General features: G+C 68.1%; 15 protein-coding genes and 1 pseudogene. 8 read left to right on the top strand and 8 right to left on the bottom strand.

What is annotated here, in order from left to right; genetic code table 11:
• The first annotated feature begins 95 nt into the window (after positions 1–95).
• A complete protein-coding gene (locus E0H75_RS22355) occupies positions 96–692 on the top strand; it encodes a DUF1989 domain-containing protein (protein WP_131515592.1) in 597 nt (198 codons plus the stop codon).
• A 3-nt stretch (positions 693–695) separates the two neighbouring features.
• Here E0H75_RS22355 and E0H75_RS22350 read toward each other — a convergent pair whose 3' ends face one another.
• The 3 genes and pseudogenes from E0H75_RS22350 to E0H75_RS45060 all read right to left on the bottom strand — a co-directional run.
• Positions 696–2,255 carry a PucR family transcriptional regulator gene (locus E0H75_RS22350; protein ID WP_131515591.1) on the bottom strand — a complete coding sequence of 520 codons (1,560 nt, stop codon included), beginning with the start codon at positions 2,253–2,255 and terminating at the stop codon, positions 696–698.
• A 65-nt stretch (positions 2,256–2,320) separates the two neighbouring features.
• Positions 2,321–2,464, bottom strand: a complete 144-nt coding sequence (locus E0H75_RS43675; protein WP_202873119.1) for a hypothetical protein — start codon at positions 2,462–2,464, stop codon at positions 2,321–2,323.
• A gap of 29 nt (positions 2,465–2,493) precedes the next feature.
• A pseudogene (locus E0H75_RS45060) lies at positions 2,494–2,655 on the bottom strand (class I SAM-dependent methyltransferase); the annotation flags it as partial.
• Positions 2,656–2,951: 296 nt separating this feature from the next.
• On the opposite strand from E0H75_RS45060, the gene E0H75_RS22340 reads away from it, so the two are divergent.
• Positions 2,952–3,398: a hypothetical protein gene (locus E0H75_RS22340; protein WP_131515590.1), complete on the top strand. Its 447-nt coding sequence runs from the start codon at positions 2,952–2,954 to the stop codon at positions 3,396–3,398.
• 110 nt (positions 3,399–3,508) lie between these two features.
• The gene (locus E0H75_RS22335; protein WP_238163200.1) at positions 3,509–3,991 is read left to right on the top strand and encodes a GNAT family N-acetyltransferase; all 483 of its coding nucleotides are present in this window, start codon (positions 3,509–3,511) and stop codon (positions 3,989–3,991) included.
• A gap of 1 nt (position 3,992) precedes the next feature.
• Here the strand turns inward: E0H75_RS22335 and E0H75_RS22330 are convergent, their stop codons facing one another.
• The gene (locus tag E0H75_RS22330; RefSeq protein WP_238163199.1) at positions 3,993–5,957 is read right to left on the bottom strand and encodes an acyl-CoA dehydrogenase family protein; all 1,965 of its coding nucleotides are present in this window, start codon (positions 5,955–5,957) and stop codon (positions 3,993–3,995) included.
• Positions 5,958–6,362: 405 nt separating this feature from the next.
• Between E0H75_RS22330 and E0H75_RS22325 the strand changes: the two genes are divergently transcribed.
• A complete protein-coding gene (locus tag E0H75_RS22325; protein ID WP_131516035.1) occupies positions 6,363–6,773 on the top strand; it encodes a PRC-barrel domain-containing protein in 411 nt (136 codons plus the stop codon).
• On the opposite strand, the gene E0H75_RS22320 is transcribed toward E0H75_RS22325, so the two are convergent.
• Both E0H75_RS22320 and E0H75_RS22315 read right to left on the bottom strand, forming a co-directional pair.
• On the bottom strand, positions 6,734–7,423 hold the full coding sequence (locus E0H75_RS22320; RefSeq protein WP_131515588.1) for a response regulator: 690 nt from the start codon (positions 7,421–7,423) through the stop codon (positions 6,734–6,736). The genes E0H75_RS22325 and E0H75_RS22320 overlap by 40 nt on opposite strands.
• On the bottom strand, positions 7,420–8,559 hold the full coding sequence (locus tag E0H75_RS22315) for a sensor histidine kinase (RefSeq protein WP_131515587.1): 1,140 nt from the start codon (positions 8,557–8,559) through the stop codon (positions 7,420–7,422). The genes E0H75_RS22320 and E0H75_RS22315 overlap by 4 nt, the downstream gene beginning before the upstream one ends.
• A 157-nt stretch (positions 8,560–8,716) precedes the next feature.
• Between E0H75_RS22315 and E0H75_RS22310 the strand changes: the two genes are divergently transcribed.
• Positions 8,717–10,831, top strand: a complete 2,115-nt coding sequence (locus E0H75_RS22310; RefSeq protein WP_131515586.1) for an MMPL family transporter — start codon at positions 8,717–8,719, stop codon at positions 10,829–10,831.
• A 24-nt stretch (positions 10,832–10,855) separates the two neighbouring features.
• Positions 10,856–12,244: a peroxidase family protein gene (locus E0H75_RS22305; protein WP_131515585.1), complete on the top strand. Its 1,389-nt coding sequence runs from the start codon at positions 10,856–10,858 to the stop codon at positions 12,242–12,244.
• A gap of 15 nt (positions 12,245–12,259) precedes the next feature.
• Here E0H75_RS22305 and E0H75_RS22300 read toward each other — a convergent pair whose 3' ends face one another.
• Complete coding sequence (locus tag E0H75_RS22300) at positions 12,260–12,574, bottom strand: hypothetical protein (RefSeq protein ID WP_131515584.1); 315 nt, start codon at positions 12,572–12,574, stop codon at positions 12,260–12,262.
• Positions 12,575–12,627: 53 nt separating this feature from the next.
• Positions 12,628–12,945 carry an antibiotic biosynthesis monooxygenase family protein gene (locus E0H75_RS22295; protein WP_131515583.1) on the bottom strand — a complete coding sequence of 106 codons (318 nt, stop codon included), beginning with the start codon at positions 12,943–12,945 and terminating at the stop codon, positions 12,628–12,630.
• An 83-nt stretch (positions 12,946–13,028) separates the two neighbouring features.
• On the opposite strand from E0H75_RS22295, the gene E0H75_RS22290 reads away from it, so the two are divergent.
• Both E0H75_RS22290 and E0H75_RS22285 read left to right on the top strand, forming a co-directional pair.
• Positions 13,029–14,237 carry an MFS transporter gene (locus tag E0H75_RS22290; RefSeq protein WP_131515582.1) on the top strand — a complete coding sequence of 403 codons (1,209 nt, stop codon included), beginning with the start codon at positions 13,029–13,031 and terminating at the stop codon, positions 14,235–14,237.
• A 101-nt stretch (positions 14,238–14,338) separates the two neighbouring features.
• Complete coding sequence (locus E0H75_RS22285; protein WP_131515581.1) at positions 14,339–14,914, top strand: dihydrofolate reductase family protein; 576 nt, start codon at positions 14,339–14,341, stop codon at positions 14,912–14,914.
• Positions 14,915–14,934 lie beyond the last annotated feature (20 nt).

Genomic DNA, 14,934 nt, shown 5'->3' with positions numbered 1-14,934 from the left:
ACGAGGCCCGCGATGGATCAAGCCACAAGATCAGGCCGGCGCAGTGGAGGATCGTCCGCTGCAAGCCTACGAAGCGACCTGCTGGAGTTGGCGTCATGCAGACAATCGCTCGTGCCGCGGTGCCCGCCCGCACCGGACGCGCCGTCCGGGTCCAGCGCGGCGACCATGTGCGTGTCATCGACGTCGCCGGCGGCCAGGTTGGCGACCTGTTCGCGTACGTCGCCGCACCGTCCGGGATCACCCCCGAACACCTCAGCGCCTCGCACACGAGGACGGCAACCAGCCGGCTCTTCCCCGCCATCGGTGAAGCCTTCACAACCAACGAGCGCCGCCCGATCCTGACCCTGCTCGAGGACACCTCACCGGGCCGGCACGACCTTCTCATCGCGGCCTGCGACGACGCCCGGTACGCCGGACTCGGCGTACCGGATCATCCTTCGTGTGCCCGGAACCTCCGGGATGCGCTGGGGCGCGACGTCGACGTCGTACCGCAGCCGGTCAACCTCTTCATGCAGGTGCCGGTGCGTGCGGACGGCACGCTCGACTGGTTGCCCGCGGCCACGACCTCCGGCGACTCGATCACCTTCCGCGCCGAGCTCGACTGCGTGGTCGTGGTCTCCGCGTGCCCACAGGACCTGACCGTCATCAACAACTCCGGGCCGACCGATCTCGCCATCGACATCATGCGCTGACGGCTATCCGGCCAGTTCGTCCGCTTCCAGAGCCAGGTAAAGATCCACCCGGTCCTCGGTCCGGGCGACGTCGCGACCGGTCAGCTCGGTGATCCGCGCCAGCCGATTCCGCAGCGTGTTCACATGAACGTACAGCGCGGCCGCCGTCGCGCCGTACTGGCCGTCGTGAGCGAGGAAGGCTCGCAGTGTGGACTCGAGCTCGCTGTCCCGCGTGCTGTCGTGCTGCCGTAGCGGTCCGAGCACACCGTCCGCGAAGCCGCGCAGTGTCCCGGCGTCCTGGAGGCCGAGGAGCAATCGGTGCGTCCCCAGCTCCCGGAACGACGCTACCGCCTGACCTCCCTGCCGGCGGCGCAGTACCTGGCAGGCCTCGCGGGACTGCACCAGCGGCTGCCGCAACTCCCGCACCGAGGCGGCCGTGTCACCGAGTCCGACGACCGGCCGGCGATCCGGGAATCGCTTCCGGACCACAGCACACAGCGCTTCGGCCAGCTCCTTGACATCCTGCCGGGGCTCTTGCAGTGCCGCGACGACATCCTGACTGCCGCCGGCGACGACCACGGCCAGCCCCTGGCCCAGGAAGAATTCGCCGATCGTCTCCGACAGACCGGGCAAGGTCGACTCGGCACCGTCGCCGAACGCGACCGTGAGCACCACCAACCGACCGGACGGATCCACCCCGAAAGCCCGCAGCCGGTCGGGAACCTCGGCCGCCCGCTGCGCGCCGGACAGGATCATGTCCAGCAGCTCACTCGCGAACCGCAGCTCGATCGCCTGGATCGCCTGCTGCTTCGCCACCTCGAGGCTGAGGAAGCGTGCCACCTGATCGAGCGCGTCCTGCTGCGGCTTGGTCAGCTCGGTGACCGGCCGCAGGCACAACAGCGCAGCGTCAGTGTCGCCGACGGCCCCGACCAGGAACACTGTCGCGCGACCTTCCGTCCCGCCGAGATCGATCTCCAGTGGTGGTGGATGGCGGGCCAGGCCGTCGGCAACGCGTCGGCGCTGGTCTGCCGACAGGTCCAGGCCCGCCGACGCGAGCGGCCTCGCCATCCGGTCCACGACCGCCAGCGGCAGCTCGTGCTCGCGCCGCAGGACAGCCAGTACGCCGGAAGCGCCCGCACCGTGCGAGATCGCCGAGGCCAGCGCATCACCGCGCCGAACCATGCCGACCAGAGCGTCACGGCGCTCGTCGGCCTGCAGCGCCGACGCGGCCTCGGCCACCGCGGTGAACGGAACCGCGATCGAGATCTCCGCCAGCGGCAAGTCCTCCCGGCGGCACGCCTCGATCAGCTCGGCCGGCGTCTCCGGCATCACCTCCCGCAGCCCGAACACGATGCCCGCAGCACCAGACCGTCGTACGTTGGCCGCGAAGTCCGCCGCGGACGTCTCCCGCAGCCACAACCCGTTCGTCAGCACGATCTCCCCGGCCCGAAGGTACGGCGAAGGGTCCGCCAACTCGGTGCTGTGCACCCACAACACCTCCCGCTCGACCGCTCCCGCCGTACCCGAAACCAGCAGCCGCAACTCAAGCGACCGATCGCTCAACAGCGCCCCAAGACTCAACACCCTGCGAACATATCCAGTCATTCGCGAATTCAGCACGGAACCTCCGGCTGCTGACCGGGCTTGGCTCAGGCGGGGGCTTCGGCGGAGACGATCAGGAAGTTCGGTAGGCGGGTGTAGGCGGTCAGGCCGGGGGTGGTGGCTGCTACGGATGGGTCGAGGGCCGGCTCGACGATCTCGCGGAGGCGGCAGCCGAGGGTGGACCACGGCAAAGACGAACACCCCGCCGGGCCGGAGCCTTCTACGCAGGCGCGCATCGCGGCTTCCAGTCGGGGATCGCCATCAACACCATGCTGCAGACCACAGCGTCGAACGCGCCGCCCAGATCTGGCAGCCGGGCCAGGTCGGCCCGGACATACCGGACGCCCAGACCGGTCTCGGCCTCCTTGTCACGAGCGAACGCGACATGGCCTTGGTCGGTTCGATACCGACCACCTCAGCCCCACGGTCGGCGAGCATTCCCCTCCTCCGCGGTCGCCTCCATCACCTCCCGCGTACTAGAGGCGTCCCACCGACTGATCGCAGCTTCATTGGTCCAATGCGAGCTCACCCACCCGCCCCCTAGAACCCCAACCAACACATCTCGACCGAAATACCGCGGCGCCTTTCGAGGATGATCGAAAGGTCGGGGGCGTGACACTTGGCGGTGGTCGACTGGGCGTCAACCGGATTCATTGTCGACATGGTGCGGAGAGCCTCATGGGAATCGGAAAACGTACGGCGGCACTGGGACTGCTGGCGAGTTGTCTGGCTGTCGGTGCGACAGTGACACCTGCCGACGCGGTACAGAAACGACCGGCAGACGAGGTTGTGACAGCCGCGGCGCCGACAACATCGCCGGCGGCTGCCTACCGGGTGTATCTCCCGCCCGGCAGCGGCGGCGGCGCGGGCTGCGACGTCGGCTATGCGTGCGCGACCGTGCCCTACGGCAAGGGCTACTACTGGTTCAAGTTCTACAAGTACGGCACTTACACGCTGCACAACTGGTACGGCGTCGGAGTCACCGACAACACCCAGGGGTTCCACGCCGCGATGAGGATCCTCGGCGCCAACGGCCGGGAGATCGGCTGTGAGCCGCCACCGGTCCGGGACCTCTACGACTGGACTCCGGTCTATTACATCAGGCTGACCGCGGCGCCCTGCTGACGTCGTGGGATTGTGGTGGGATGTCTATCGACGTTCGGCCGGCGGTAGTGTTCGAGGATGTTCGGGCGGTGATCGGGCCTAAGTCTCCGACGTCGAATGTGTGTTGGTGTTTGAGTTATCGGATCCCGTCCAAGTTGAACAACGAACTCCGTGGGACGGCGCGAGGTGAGTACGTCGCTGAGTTGTGCCGGGCGGAGCTGTCTCCGGGAGTTCTTGCCTATGACGACGAGACGCCGGTGGGGTGGGCCGCGATCGCGCCGCGTGCGGACACGTCGTTCGCGCGCAACCGGAAGATCCCGCAGGTCGACGAACTGCCTGTCTGGTCGCTGTGGTGCATCCGGGTCCGTCCCGGCCACCGCAAGCAGGGCATCTCGCACGCGCTGATCGACGGCGCGGTCGAGTTCGCCCGCGAGCACGGCGCGCCGGCGGTCGAGGCGTACCCGCTCGACAGCGGCGACGCCAAGGTGGACCTGACGATGGCCTACCCCGGCATCCGCAAGAACTTCGAACGCGCCGGCTTCTCCAAAGCCGCCGACACCACCTCCGTCCTGGCCGGCCACCCCCGCATCCTGATGCGCCTCGACCTCAGCTGATTCAGCGGTAGCGGCGGGAGACGTCTTCTGCGGTGGACTCGCCTGGTTGCCATTCGGAGATCCAGGGACCGGTTCCTTCGGAGGGGTCGACGATGCCGGATTCGAGCCAGGTGTAGGCGCCATCGAGGACGTGGTTCGCCAGCCCGCGATCGGTGTCGTCGGTGTTCTTCCAGAGCCGCTCGAACAAGTGATCCACCCGGAGCCTGGCCTGTTCGCAGAAGGCGCCTGCCAGCTCGTATGCCGTCTCGCCGCGCGCCGGATCGTCCGTGCGCAGCATCTCGGCCCGGGAGCAGGCGGCGGCCATCGCGAACAGTTCCGCGCCGATGTCGACGATCCGGCCCAGGAAACCCTGCCGGTACTCGAGCTTCGCCTGCCAGCGGCCCATCCCGTAGAACGTCTGCCGCGCGAGCTTGCGCGACGTCCGTTCGACGTACCGGAGATGTTTCGCCAAGGGTCCGAACTCGGCGTACGACGTCGGCGCCGAACCCTTGCCGACGGCAAGCTGTGGGAGCCACTTCGCGTAGAAGCCGCTCGCCTTCACCGCTGCCTTCGCCTTGGCCTGCAGGTCGGCGTCCGCCGAAGCGAGGTCGCCGGCCGCGGCCAGGTGCGCGTCAACCGCCTCGCGGGCGATCAGCAGGTGCATGATCTCCGTCGAACCCTCGAAGATCCGGTTGATCCGCAGGTCGCGCAGGATCTGCTCGGCCGGCACCGCGCGTTCGCCGCGTGCCGCCTGCGACTCGGCGGTCTCGTAGCCGCGTCCACCGCGGATCTGGACCAGTTCGTCGGCGATCAGCCAAGTCATCTCACTGGACCACAACTTCGCCAGCGCGGCTTCGATCCGGATGTCCTTGCTGCCCGCGTCCGCCAGCTTCGCGGAGAGATCGAGCACCGCCTCCAGCCCGAAGGTTGTGGCCGCGATGAACGAGATCTTCTCTGCCACCGCGGCGTGCTTTCCGACCGGCCGGCCCCACTGGACCCGTTCCACGGACCACTCCCGCGCGATCTTCAGACACCACTTGGCGGCCGCGGTGCAGGTTGCCGGGATGGAGAGCCGACCGGTGTTCAGCGTGGTGAGTGCGATCCGCAGACCATCGCCCTCGCGACCCAAGCGGTTCTCGACCGGCACGCGGACCTGGTGGAAGCGGGTCACGCCGTTCTCGATGCCGCGCAGTCCCATGAAGGAGTTGCGGTTCTCCACCGTGATGCCCGGTGCGTCGGCCTCGACCACGAACGCGCTGATACCGCCGCGACCGCCTTCGTGTTTCGGCACTCGCGCCATCACGACGACGAGTTCGGCGATCACTCCGTTGGTGGTCCAGAGCTTCACGCCGTCGAGCAGGTAGGCCTCGCCGTCCTCGGTCGGAGTCGCGGTGGACGCCATCCGGGCAGGATCGGATCCGACATCGGGCTCGGTCAGCAGGAACGCCGTCACCGCGCCGGCCGCGCACCGCGGCAGGAACTTCGCTTTCTGCTCGTCGGTGCCGAACATCTTCACCGGCTCCGGTACGCCGATCGACTGGTGCGCGGACACCAGTGCGCCAAGGCTGGGATGAACCGATCCAACCATCATCAGGGCCCTGCCGTAGTACGTCGTCGACAGGCCGAGGCCGCCGTACTCGGTCGGGACCTTGATGCCGAACACGCCCAACTCGGCGAAGCCCTGCAGCCACTCGTCCGGGACCTTCGCCTCCCGCTCGATCACCTGGCCGTCGAGCGTCTCGCAGTACGCCGTCAGCTGGGCCAGGAACTCCTCGCCGCGCGCGGCGTCGTCCGGAGCCGAGCGCGGGTGCGGATGGATCAGTGACAGGTCGAAGTCACCGAGATACAGCTTCTTGGCGAAACTCGGCCGGTCCCACTCGGTCTGCCGTGCCGCCTCCGCGACTTCCCGGGCCTCGCGCTCGCTGGCGTTCCGCGCCGCTCCCGGCTGCCCGGTCATCTGCTCCGTCGGTACCTGCTCCGTGGTCACGCCGCATCCTCCCTGCTCGGGGGCACGTCCTTACCCACCAGTCTTACCCGGAAGTAGCTTTCTGTGAACCGCGTGCGCGGATCGGTCCGGGCAGCGTGACCGGCTCCGTCGGGTCGGACGGCTCAGTCGGTTCGAGTGGTTCGGGCGGCAGATCCGGGGCCGAGGGCTCCGAAGGTTCGGGCGGCTCTGGTGGCGGCATGTGCGGCTGGGTCTCCCCCGCCGGCCGACCCTCACCCATCGCGCGACGTGCCATTGCCCGGTCCTTCCCGCGGTCCCAGGTGTCCTTCTCACTGTCCTCGTGCCCGACCGGCCCGGATCCATGCGCCGAATGGGTGCTCGACGGCCGGGTACCGGGCTGGTGAATCACCGACTGTGACTGGGGATGCGATGACTGACGAGCCGAGGATGACCTGGGACAAGGACGCCGGGCGAGACGCACAGACGTTGGTCCGGCTGATGGATGTCGGCCTGGAGGTTGCCGATCCGAGCGACGACCTGCGTGGCCGGAGCGTGGTCGATCGCAACGGCGACGAGGTGGGCACGGTCGATGGTCTGATCATCGACGAGACCGAGCGACGGGCGCGGTTTCTCGAGGTCGGCTCGGGTGGGTTCCTCGGGCTCGGTGAGAAGCGGCAACTGGTCCCGGTCGAGGCGATCACCCGTGTCGACGACGACGTCGTACACATCTCCGCGGAGCGATCGAGGGTTGCCGGCGGGCCGGTGTACGACCCGGCTGTCGTCCCTGAGCGCCGGTACTACGAAGAGGTGTACGGGTACTACGACTTCCCGCCGTTCTGGGGTCCGTTGCCTCGGTGATCGATGCGGCCGGTCTCGTAGGCCCAGATGGCGATCTCGACCCGGTTGCGCGCGCCGATCTTGCCCATGACGCTGGTGAGGTGGGTTTTGACCGTGCTGAGGCTGATGTGGAGGTCGATCGCGATCTCCGCGTTGGTGCGGCCGGTGGCCGTGGCGATGAGGACCTGCTCCTCGCGGGTGGTGAGCGGATCGACGAGCTGGACCGGCGTACGGCCGGTGGGTGGGTCGGCGAACGCGGTGAGCAGCCGGGCGGTGATCCTCGGCGCGATCAAGGCGTCGCCGTTGGCGGCCGCGTGGATCGCCTGGACCAGAAGGTCGGGCCCGGCGTCCTTGAGCAGGAAGCCACGCGCGCCGGCCTTCAGCGCGCCGTACACATACTCGTCCACGTCGAACGTCGTGATCACCACGATCGCCATCGGGTCATCGACGCCGGCCCCGGCGAGCTCGCGCGTCGCCGCGATCCCGTCCATGCCGGGCATCCTGATGTCGAACAGACACACGTCGGGCCGAAGCCTTCGGGCCAGCTCCACCGCCTCGCGCCCGTCGGCCGCCTGACCGACCACCTCGATGCCGGATTGTGCCTCGAGGATCATCGCGAGCCCGGTACGGACGAGATCCTGGTCGTCGGCGACAAGCACCCGGATGCTCATCGGGCCGCCGTTCTCGGCAGCACCACGTCGACAGTCCAGCCGCGATCCGAGGAAGGCCCGGCGGCGAACGATCCGCCGAGAAGCGTTGCGCGCTCGGTCATCCCCACCAACCCATAACCGAGTGAGGTCCCCGGCGCCGACGCGCCTTCCCCGTCGTCGCGGATGGTGAGCCGTACGGCGTCGCCGTCCACCGCCACCCGGACATCGATGCGAGTCGCCTGACGTGCATGCCGTACGGCGTTCGTGATCGACTCCTGAGCGATGCGGTAGATCGCCGCATCCACCGCAGGTCCGAGGTCCTCGACATCGCCCGACACCTCGACCTGAACCCGATCCCCCACGCTGCGGGCGAGCCGCTCCAGATCGGCCACTCCCGGGTTCGGCGCGAGCGCCGCAGTCCCTTCATCACGCAGTACGCCGACCATCCGTCGCATCTCCGCGAGAGTCCGTGTGCCCTCGGCCTCGATCACCGCGAGCGCGTCCACCGCAGCCTCCGGACGGGAGGCGGCAACAGCCCGGCCGGCTTGCGCTCGAATGACGATCGCCGACACATGATGGGCGACCGTGTCGTGCAGCTCGCGAGCCAACTGCTCGCGCTCGCGCAGCCGTACCTGATCCAGCTCGCGCAGCCGAGCAGTCGATCGGTAGCGGACCGCCGCCCCGAGCGTTGCCGGGAACAACAAGAGCATGCTGCCGACGACGGCTTCGACGTACCCGGTGAAGTCGCTGACGTTCCCCAGCACCATCGCGACCACGATGATCACCAGACCGATGCCGATCTCCCGCCCGGATCCCCAGCGGACGAGTGCGTAGGGCAGCAGGATCACGCAGATCATCGAGTTCAGGCCGAACGGCGCGCGCCCGCTGATCAAGGCAACGACGTCGATCACGATCAGGGCGCCGAACACCGCGGCCACCACGGCGAGCGGCTGGGTACGTCGCCACAGGAGCGCCCAGACGACACCCACGCCCACCACGATCGCGAGAGGCCTCCAGACCAGGTCGTCGCGGACCACGCCTTCGATGACCACCGACGTCAGCAAGCCGGCCACGAGCACCCAGTCGCGCCACACCCGCTTGGGCGGATACGGCGCTCGCGGCTCGGCCAGCAGCGAGCGGACGGCGTTTCTCACCATGCCCACAGCGTAGGGACTTCGAGCGCCCGGTGGATCGGCTCAAAGTACGGCTCGCGGCTCGGCTGATCGGCCGAGGAAGGTCCGCCCCATCGCCCGAGGCGCGGTCGGGCTCGTCGCCGACACGATGATCGCGAACCCTCGCCGAAGGAGCTGAACCATGAGGTCGAATCTCTACAGACTGGGCCGGTACGCCGCACGCCGGCCGTGGATCGTCATCGGAGCGTGGCTGGTGGTGGCGGCTCTCGTGGTCGCGGCGTCCGGCGCCTTCGGCAAGAAACTCGAAGAGTCGTTCGGGGCACCGGGCGTCGACTCGCAGTACGCGACCGATCTGCTGTCGGCCGCCGGGGCGGATCAAGCCGGGCTGACCGCGCAAGTGGTCGTCACCCCGCGCGACCCGAACGCGACGCTCACCTCGGCGGAGCTGCGGGCTGCCCTCGGCCGGGTCCAGTCGACTGCGGCCGAGCTTCCTCAGGTGCTTCGCGTGGGCGATCCTGTCATCTCACCCGACGGCCGGGTCGGGCTCATCCGGCTTCAGTACCCGGTGCTGGATGAGCTGGAGCCGAGCGACCTGGACAACCTCAAGTCGTTGGCAGCCACTGGTTCGCCGTTGCGGATCGAGCTGGGCGGCGACCTGTTCTACGCCTTCGAAGAGGGCCAGGCCGGCCTCGGCGAGTTGTTCGGCCTGATCGCGGCGATCGTCATCCTGCTGCTCGCGTTCGGTTCGATCATCGCGATGGGATTGCCGATCGGGATGGCGCTGTTCGGTCTCGCGCTGGGGATCAGTTCGCTGTCCCTCGTCACGTACCTGATCGAGCTGCCCAGTTGGGCGCCTGTGCTCGGCAGCATGATCGGCCTCGGCGTCGGTATCGACTACGCGCTGATCATCGTCACGCGGCACCGCGAGTCCCTCGCCCACGGGATGAGCGTCGAGGAGTCCGTCGGGCGTGCGGTCGCCACCGCGGGTCAGGCTGTGCTCTTCGCCGGCGGCACGGTGGTGGTCGCGATCCTCGGGCTGTTCGTGGCCGGCGTACCCTTCATGACCGCTGGTGGCGTTGCCATCTCACTCATCGTTCTGATCATGGTGCTCGCGTCGCTCACACTGCTACCGGCGTTCCTCGGCCTTGCCGGGCACCGGATCAACCGCCTCCGGGTACGACGCGTGCGGTCCTCCCCCGGTCCGGGTTGGCAACGCTGGGCGGGACACGTATCGCGGCACGCCGTCGCGTATGCAATCAGCGCGACTGTTCTGCTGCTCGCACTCGCCGCGCCGGTTCTCGCGCTCCGGGTCGGCACACCCGATGACGGTGCGCTTCCCGTCCAACGAACCGAGCGCCGCGCGTACGACCTCGTCGCCACGGGATTCGGTGCCGGGAGCAACGGCCCGCTGGTCGTCGCCGTCGACATCTCGAAGGATCCGACCGTCGTGCAGCCGTTGTTCGACGCCGTCAAGGGCGACCCGGGGATCGCCTCGGTCGCACCTCCCGAGGTCAACTCCTCGGCCGGAGTCGCGACGCTGATCGCCGTACCGACGACCGGTCCGCAGGACGATGCCACGATGACGACGGTGCAGCGGCTCCGCGCGGAGGTCTTTCCGTCGGTACTGCGGGAGAGCCCGGCGACAGCGCATGTCGGTGGTCAGACGGCGACGCTCGCGGATGTCGGTGCCAAGGTCAACGATCGGCTCGGGCTGTTCATCGGGGCGGTGATCCTGCTGTCCGTCGTACTGCTGACCTTCGTCTTCCGCTCGGTCGTCGTACCGGTGAAGGCCGCGTTGATGAACCTGCTGAGCATCGGCGCGTCGTTCGGTGTGATGGTGATGGTGTTCCAGTGGGGCTGGGCCGCGGACCTGATCGGGTTGGAGTCGACGATTCCTATCCTGCCGTTCATCCCGATGTTCATGTTCGCCGTGGTGTTCGGTCTCTCGATGGACTACGAGGTCTTCCTGCTCAGCCGGATCCGGGAGGAGTACGTGCGGACCGGCGACAATCGCAGCGCGACGGTCCACGGTATCGCGAGCACCGGCCGCGTGATCACCTCGGCAGCGCTCATCATGATCTCGGTCTTCGTCAGCTTCGCCCTCACCGACGATCCGACCGCGAAGATGTTCGGCCTCGGCCTGGCGGTTGCCGTGCTGATCGATGCGACTATCGTGCGGCTGGCCCTGGTCCCAGCGCTGATGACTCTCCTCGGGAACGCCAACTGGTGGCTTCCGCGGCCCTGGCGGACACGTACGCGTGATGTCACAGACCGAGTGCCTGTCCTGTCTAAGTGAGCGACTCGTCTGTCCCCGTTCTTCATGGAGGTCGTTCAGGTGCCGCACAGCACTCCACCCCAGGTGCATGGCAGCCACCAGGTCGCCCGGGACCATTGCCTCAGCCCGGCACGCGCCGTCGACCGGCCCACCGGCTCGGCGCGTTACGGGCGGATGTTTCCCGGGCTGGAGCCGCTCGGCACCGACCCTCAGGTGCTGATGCGCGCCGGCGGCACTGGCGGCATCTGCGACGCGGCCGCCGCTCTGGGTGAGGTCAGCGCGGGCGACGACGCGACCGAAGCCGCCGGCTGGCCCTTCTTCGGACAGTTGATCGCCCACGACGTCACCGCCGACCGCTCTCCCATCGCCGGTGGCGTCGACTCCGAGGCACTGCGCAACGCCCGCACTCCGAGGCTCAACCTGGAGATCGTGTACTCCAACGGCCCGATCGGATCGCCGTACCTGTTCGATCTGGCCGACCCGACGAGGTTCCTGCTCGGTCCCGACGGTGGCGATGTACCGCGCAACCACCAGGGCGTCGCGTTGATCGGAGACCCGCGCAACGACGTCCATCTGTTCTCGCTGACGCTGCACGTTGCGCTGCTACATGCCCACAATCAGATTGTTGACAAGCTGCGCGCAGACGGCGTATCCGAGGGCGATGTTTTCGGCGAGGCCCGGACCGCGCTGACGTGGCACTACCAGTGGATCGTGGTCCATGACTTCCTGCCGCGGCTGGTCGGCGCGCCACTGGTGCAGCAGGTGCTCGCCGAGGGCGGCCGGTGGTTCGCGCCGGCGCCGCTGGAGGCGTACATCCCGTTGGAGTTCGCCGATGCGGCGTACCGGTATGGACATGGTCAGATCCGGCACACCTATCGGCTCGTCGAAGGCGGTCCCGCCGTACCGCTGTTCCCCGATCTGGTTGGGTTCGGTCCGCCACCGGCCGACCGGCGACTGGATCTCGCGCAGATCTTCGATCTGCCCGGTCGCCCACCTGCGCAGCGCGCCAAACGCCTCGACGGTCGGCTCGCAGCCAGCCTCATCGGGCTGCCCGAGCAGGTCACCGGCGCGGTCGACACCGCGTCGTACCGCTCGCTCGCGGTCCGCGACCTGCTCCGCGGCGAAACGACTCAGCTACCCAGCGGCGAGGCGATCGCCAAGCAAATTGGCGCGGAGCCGCTGACGGCAGACGAGCTGGAGCAGAACTGGCCGCACGGTACGCCGCTGTGGTTCTACATCCTGAAGGAGTCAGAACACCGCGGCGACGGCGACCGGCTGGGCCCGGTAGGCGGCCAGATCGTCGCGGAGGTCCTGATCGGCCTCCTTCGCGCCGACCCGGCCAGCTACCTGAGCCTCGAACCAACCTGGGAGCCGACCCTGCCCACCGCCGGACCAACCTTCGGCTTGGCAGACCTGCTCACGCTCAGGCCGTGATCATCCGCGGCCGGCTCAGGAACGGTCGTAGTGGCTCGGTGGGAACGGGTGCTTCTCGGTCAGTGGGTAGACCTCGCCCTCGGACTCTTCCCGGCGGAACTCCGCCTCGGCCTCCTGGTAGTCCTCGGACTCGGTCAGGTCGGTCGGCACCGGCTCGTCGGTCGCCGGCGGTACGTCGTCCGGGTCGTAGTCGTCGATACCGGCCTCGACCCGCTCCTGCTCGGTCCGCCGGGCCAGCTCGTCGTCATCGGGTCGCAGCGACGAAGCGCCGCCGTGCTCCCGCCGATCGCGCCGAGCATTCTCAGACGTCTCGAACGGTTCATCCGTCATGATTCCTCCTCAAGCGCAGCTGGCGGTCAGGCGGCCGTCAGGAACCACAGTAGTCACGCCTCGCTCGGCAGCGGAGCGACCTCGAAGTGGGTGACTGTCTCCTCCCGGTCGAGGAGGTACGCGTCGTCCTCGGGGTAGTACTTGGCGTGGCTGATATCGTCGCCGGCGAAGGCGCGGATGTGGTCGAGGCCGGTCCACCAGCTCAGCGTGATGATCTCGGTCCGGCCGTCGCCGAGATCGCGGGTGAGCAGCTGTGCGCCCTGGTTTCCCGGCGTACGCCGATAGCCGGACATCCCGGTGCGCTCGACGATGTCGACGTACTCGGCCGCCTTCTCGGTGGGCACCCAGCCCCGCCACATGCGCGCGATCATCTGATCACCGTACGCCGGACAGCGGGGCGTGGACCGGGTCAGGCCAGATAGGGTTTCGTCAGCCGCGACTTGGGGGGAGGCCAATGCTCGACCGGTCCGAGTCTGCGCTGAGCATTGTCGTCCAGTCGCGTTTCTACCGTTCGGCGTTCTTGGCCTTGCTGATCGCCGGCATCGGGGTGTCGGCCGCGACTCCTCAGCTGACCCTGTTCCTCGTCCGCGACTTGGGCGCTCCCCTGCCCGTGGCCGGCCTGTACTACATCACGAACTTGGCCGCTCCGGTTGCCGGCTACGTGGTGGGCCGGTTGTCGGACCGGAGCCATGATCGACTGCTCTGGTTCCGCATCTGCGCGCTGGTCGGGACTGCCGCCTGGCTCGCGATGGCCGCCGCGAACACGGTATGGCTCCCGTTCGTGATCAGCGCCGTGGCGCTGAGTGTGGCCGGCGGATCCATGGCGCAGCTGTTCGCGGCCTGCCGGGACGAGCTGAGCCGGCACCCCACGAAAGCCGAGAACCGGGTCGTGGCAACGGTCCGGATGGCGTTCACCACCGGCTGGATCCTGGGGCCGGTCTTCGGTAGCTGGTTCGGCGGTGTGTTCGGGCTTCGAGCGCTCTTGGTGGCGACCGCCGTCTGCACCTTCGCGCAGCTGATCCCGCTCGGGCGCCAACGGGTGGAGCGCTATCACAACTTGTCGATGCCGCCACGACCCGCCAGCCGTCGGCAGATCGACCACCTGATGCCGTTGCTCATCTTCACCGCTGTCTGCGTACTGGCGATGACCGGTGACACGATCAAGTTCGGCTACCTGCCCATCTACATGGCCGAACAGCTCCATGTCTCCGATTCGGTGCGCGGCGCGGTGATCGGCGTACAGCCGCTGCTCGAACTGTTGCTCCTGCCCGTGGTCGCCCGGCTGGCCGACCGCTTCGGGCCGATGCTGGTCATGACGGGAGGCGCCGCGATGGGCCTGGCCGGGAACCTCGCCTACGCGACCAGCACCTCAGTAGGTGGACTGTTCCTCGGGCAAGCACTGACAGCCGGTCTCTGGGCGTGCGTTGGCGCGCTCGGAGTGTCGATCGCGCAGGAGCTCTACCCCGAAGGCGTAGGTACGGCGTCGGGCATCTTCCTCAGCGCGATCCCGCTCGGCTCCGCGGTCGGCGGCACGATCGGCGGCATCGGCGTGGCGGCCATCGGTCTCCCGCACGTGTTCTTCCTGCCGGCCGTGCTGACGACGTTCGCCATGGTCGCGTTCGGCGTACTCACCGCGCGCAACCACCTGCACACGCTCCCGTGATCTCCCGGCGGATATACGTTGTCGACGCGATGTGTCGACCCCGGGGACTCGTGTTCGACGCATTGACGACAGCACGTCACATCACCCCAAGGAGGGAACTGATGCGCCCCCTGATCGCCACCGCGTTCGTCTCACTCGACGGCGTCGTCGAGGCACCCGGCGGGGAGCCCGGCTACCGCAACTCCGGCTGGACGTTCAAGGACGTCGCGTTCGACGAGTCGGCGTACGAGATCAAAGGCCGCGAGCAGGAGCAGGCCGCGGCCATGATGATGGGCCGGGTCAGCTACGAGGCCTTCTCGCCCGTCTGGCCGGACATGCTCGAGGACTTCCCGCGCTACAAGGTCCTGCCGAAGTACGTCGTGTCGACCACCCTGCAGGACAAGGACCTGGTCACCAACTGGGGTGACATCACCATCCTGCGCTCACTGGACGACGTAGCCGCCCTCAAGGAGACCGACGGCGGCCCGATCATCATCCACGGCAGCGCCACCCTGGACCGCAACCTCTCCGACGCCGGCCTGATCGACCGCTACCACCTGCTGGTCTTCCCCGTCCTCCTGGGCGCCGGCAAACGCCTCTTCAGCGACACCGACAAAGACAAACAAATGCTCACCCTCGCCGAAAGCCAGTCCTACCCCAACGGCCTCCAAAAACTCGTATACGACGTAACCCACTAACCAACCGCCGAGACCCGGAC

Source organism: Kribbella capetownensis (assembly GCF_004331485.1).
GTDB lineage: Bacteria > Actinomycetota > Actinomycetes > Propionibacteriales > Kribbellaceae > Kribbella > Kribbella capetownensis.
The sequence above is the reverse complement of the archived record's forward strand: the minus strand, read 5'-3'. Positions and strand labels throughout refer to the sequence as shown.

Excerpts from the sequence above, each read along its gene's own strand:
- E0H75_RS22355 (WP_131515592.1), top strand. The coding sequence starts at position 96 with ATGCAGACAATCGCTCGTGCCGCGGTGCCCGCCCGCACCGGACGCGCC.
- E0H75_RS22285 (WP_131515581.1), top strand. The coding sequence starts at position 14,339 with ATGCGCCCCCTGATCGCCACCGCGTTCGTCTCACTCGACGGCGTCGTC.
- E0H75_RS22315 (WP_131515587.1), bottom strand. The coding sequence starts at position 8,559 with ATGGTGAGAAACGCCGTCCGCTCGCTGCTGGCCGAGCCGCGAGCGCCG.
- E0H75_RS22340 (WP_131515590.1), top strand. The coding sequence starts at position 2,952 with ATGGGAATCGGAAAACGTACGGCGGCACTGGGACTGCTGGCGAGTTGT.
- E0H75_RS22300 (WP_131515584.1), bottom strand. The coding sequence starts at position 12,574 with ATGACGGATGAACCGTTCGAGACGTCTGAGAATGCTCGGCGCGATCGG.
- E0H75_RS22305 (WP_131515585.1), top strand. The coding sequence starts at position 10,856 with ATGGAGGTCGTTCAGGTGCCGCACAGCACTCCACCCCAGGTGCATGGC.
- E0H75_RS22295 (WP_131515583.1), bottom strand. The coding sequence starts at position 12,945 with ATGATCGCGCGCATGTGGCGGGGCTGGGTGCCCACCGAGAAGGCGGCC.
- E0H75_RS22320 (WP_131515588.1), bottom strand. The coding sequence starts at position 7,423 with ATGAGCATCCGGGTGCTTGTCGCCGACGACCAGGATCTCGTCCGTACC.
- E0H75_RS22310 (WP_131515586.1), top strand. The coding sequence starts at position 8,717 with ATGAGGTCGAATCTCTACAGACTGGGCCGGTACGCCGCACGCCGGCCG.
- E0H75_RS22325 (WP_131516035.1), top strand. The coding sequence starts at position 6,363 with ATGACCTGGGACAAGGACGCCGGGCGAGACGCACAGACGTTGGTCCGG.
- E0H75_RS22290 (WP_131515582.1), top strand. The coding sequence starts at position 13,029 with ATGCTCGACCGGTCCGAGTCTGCGCTGAGCATTGTCGTCCAGTCGCGT.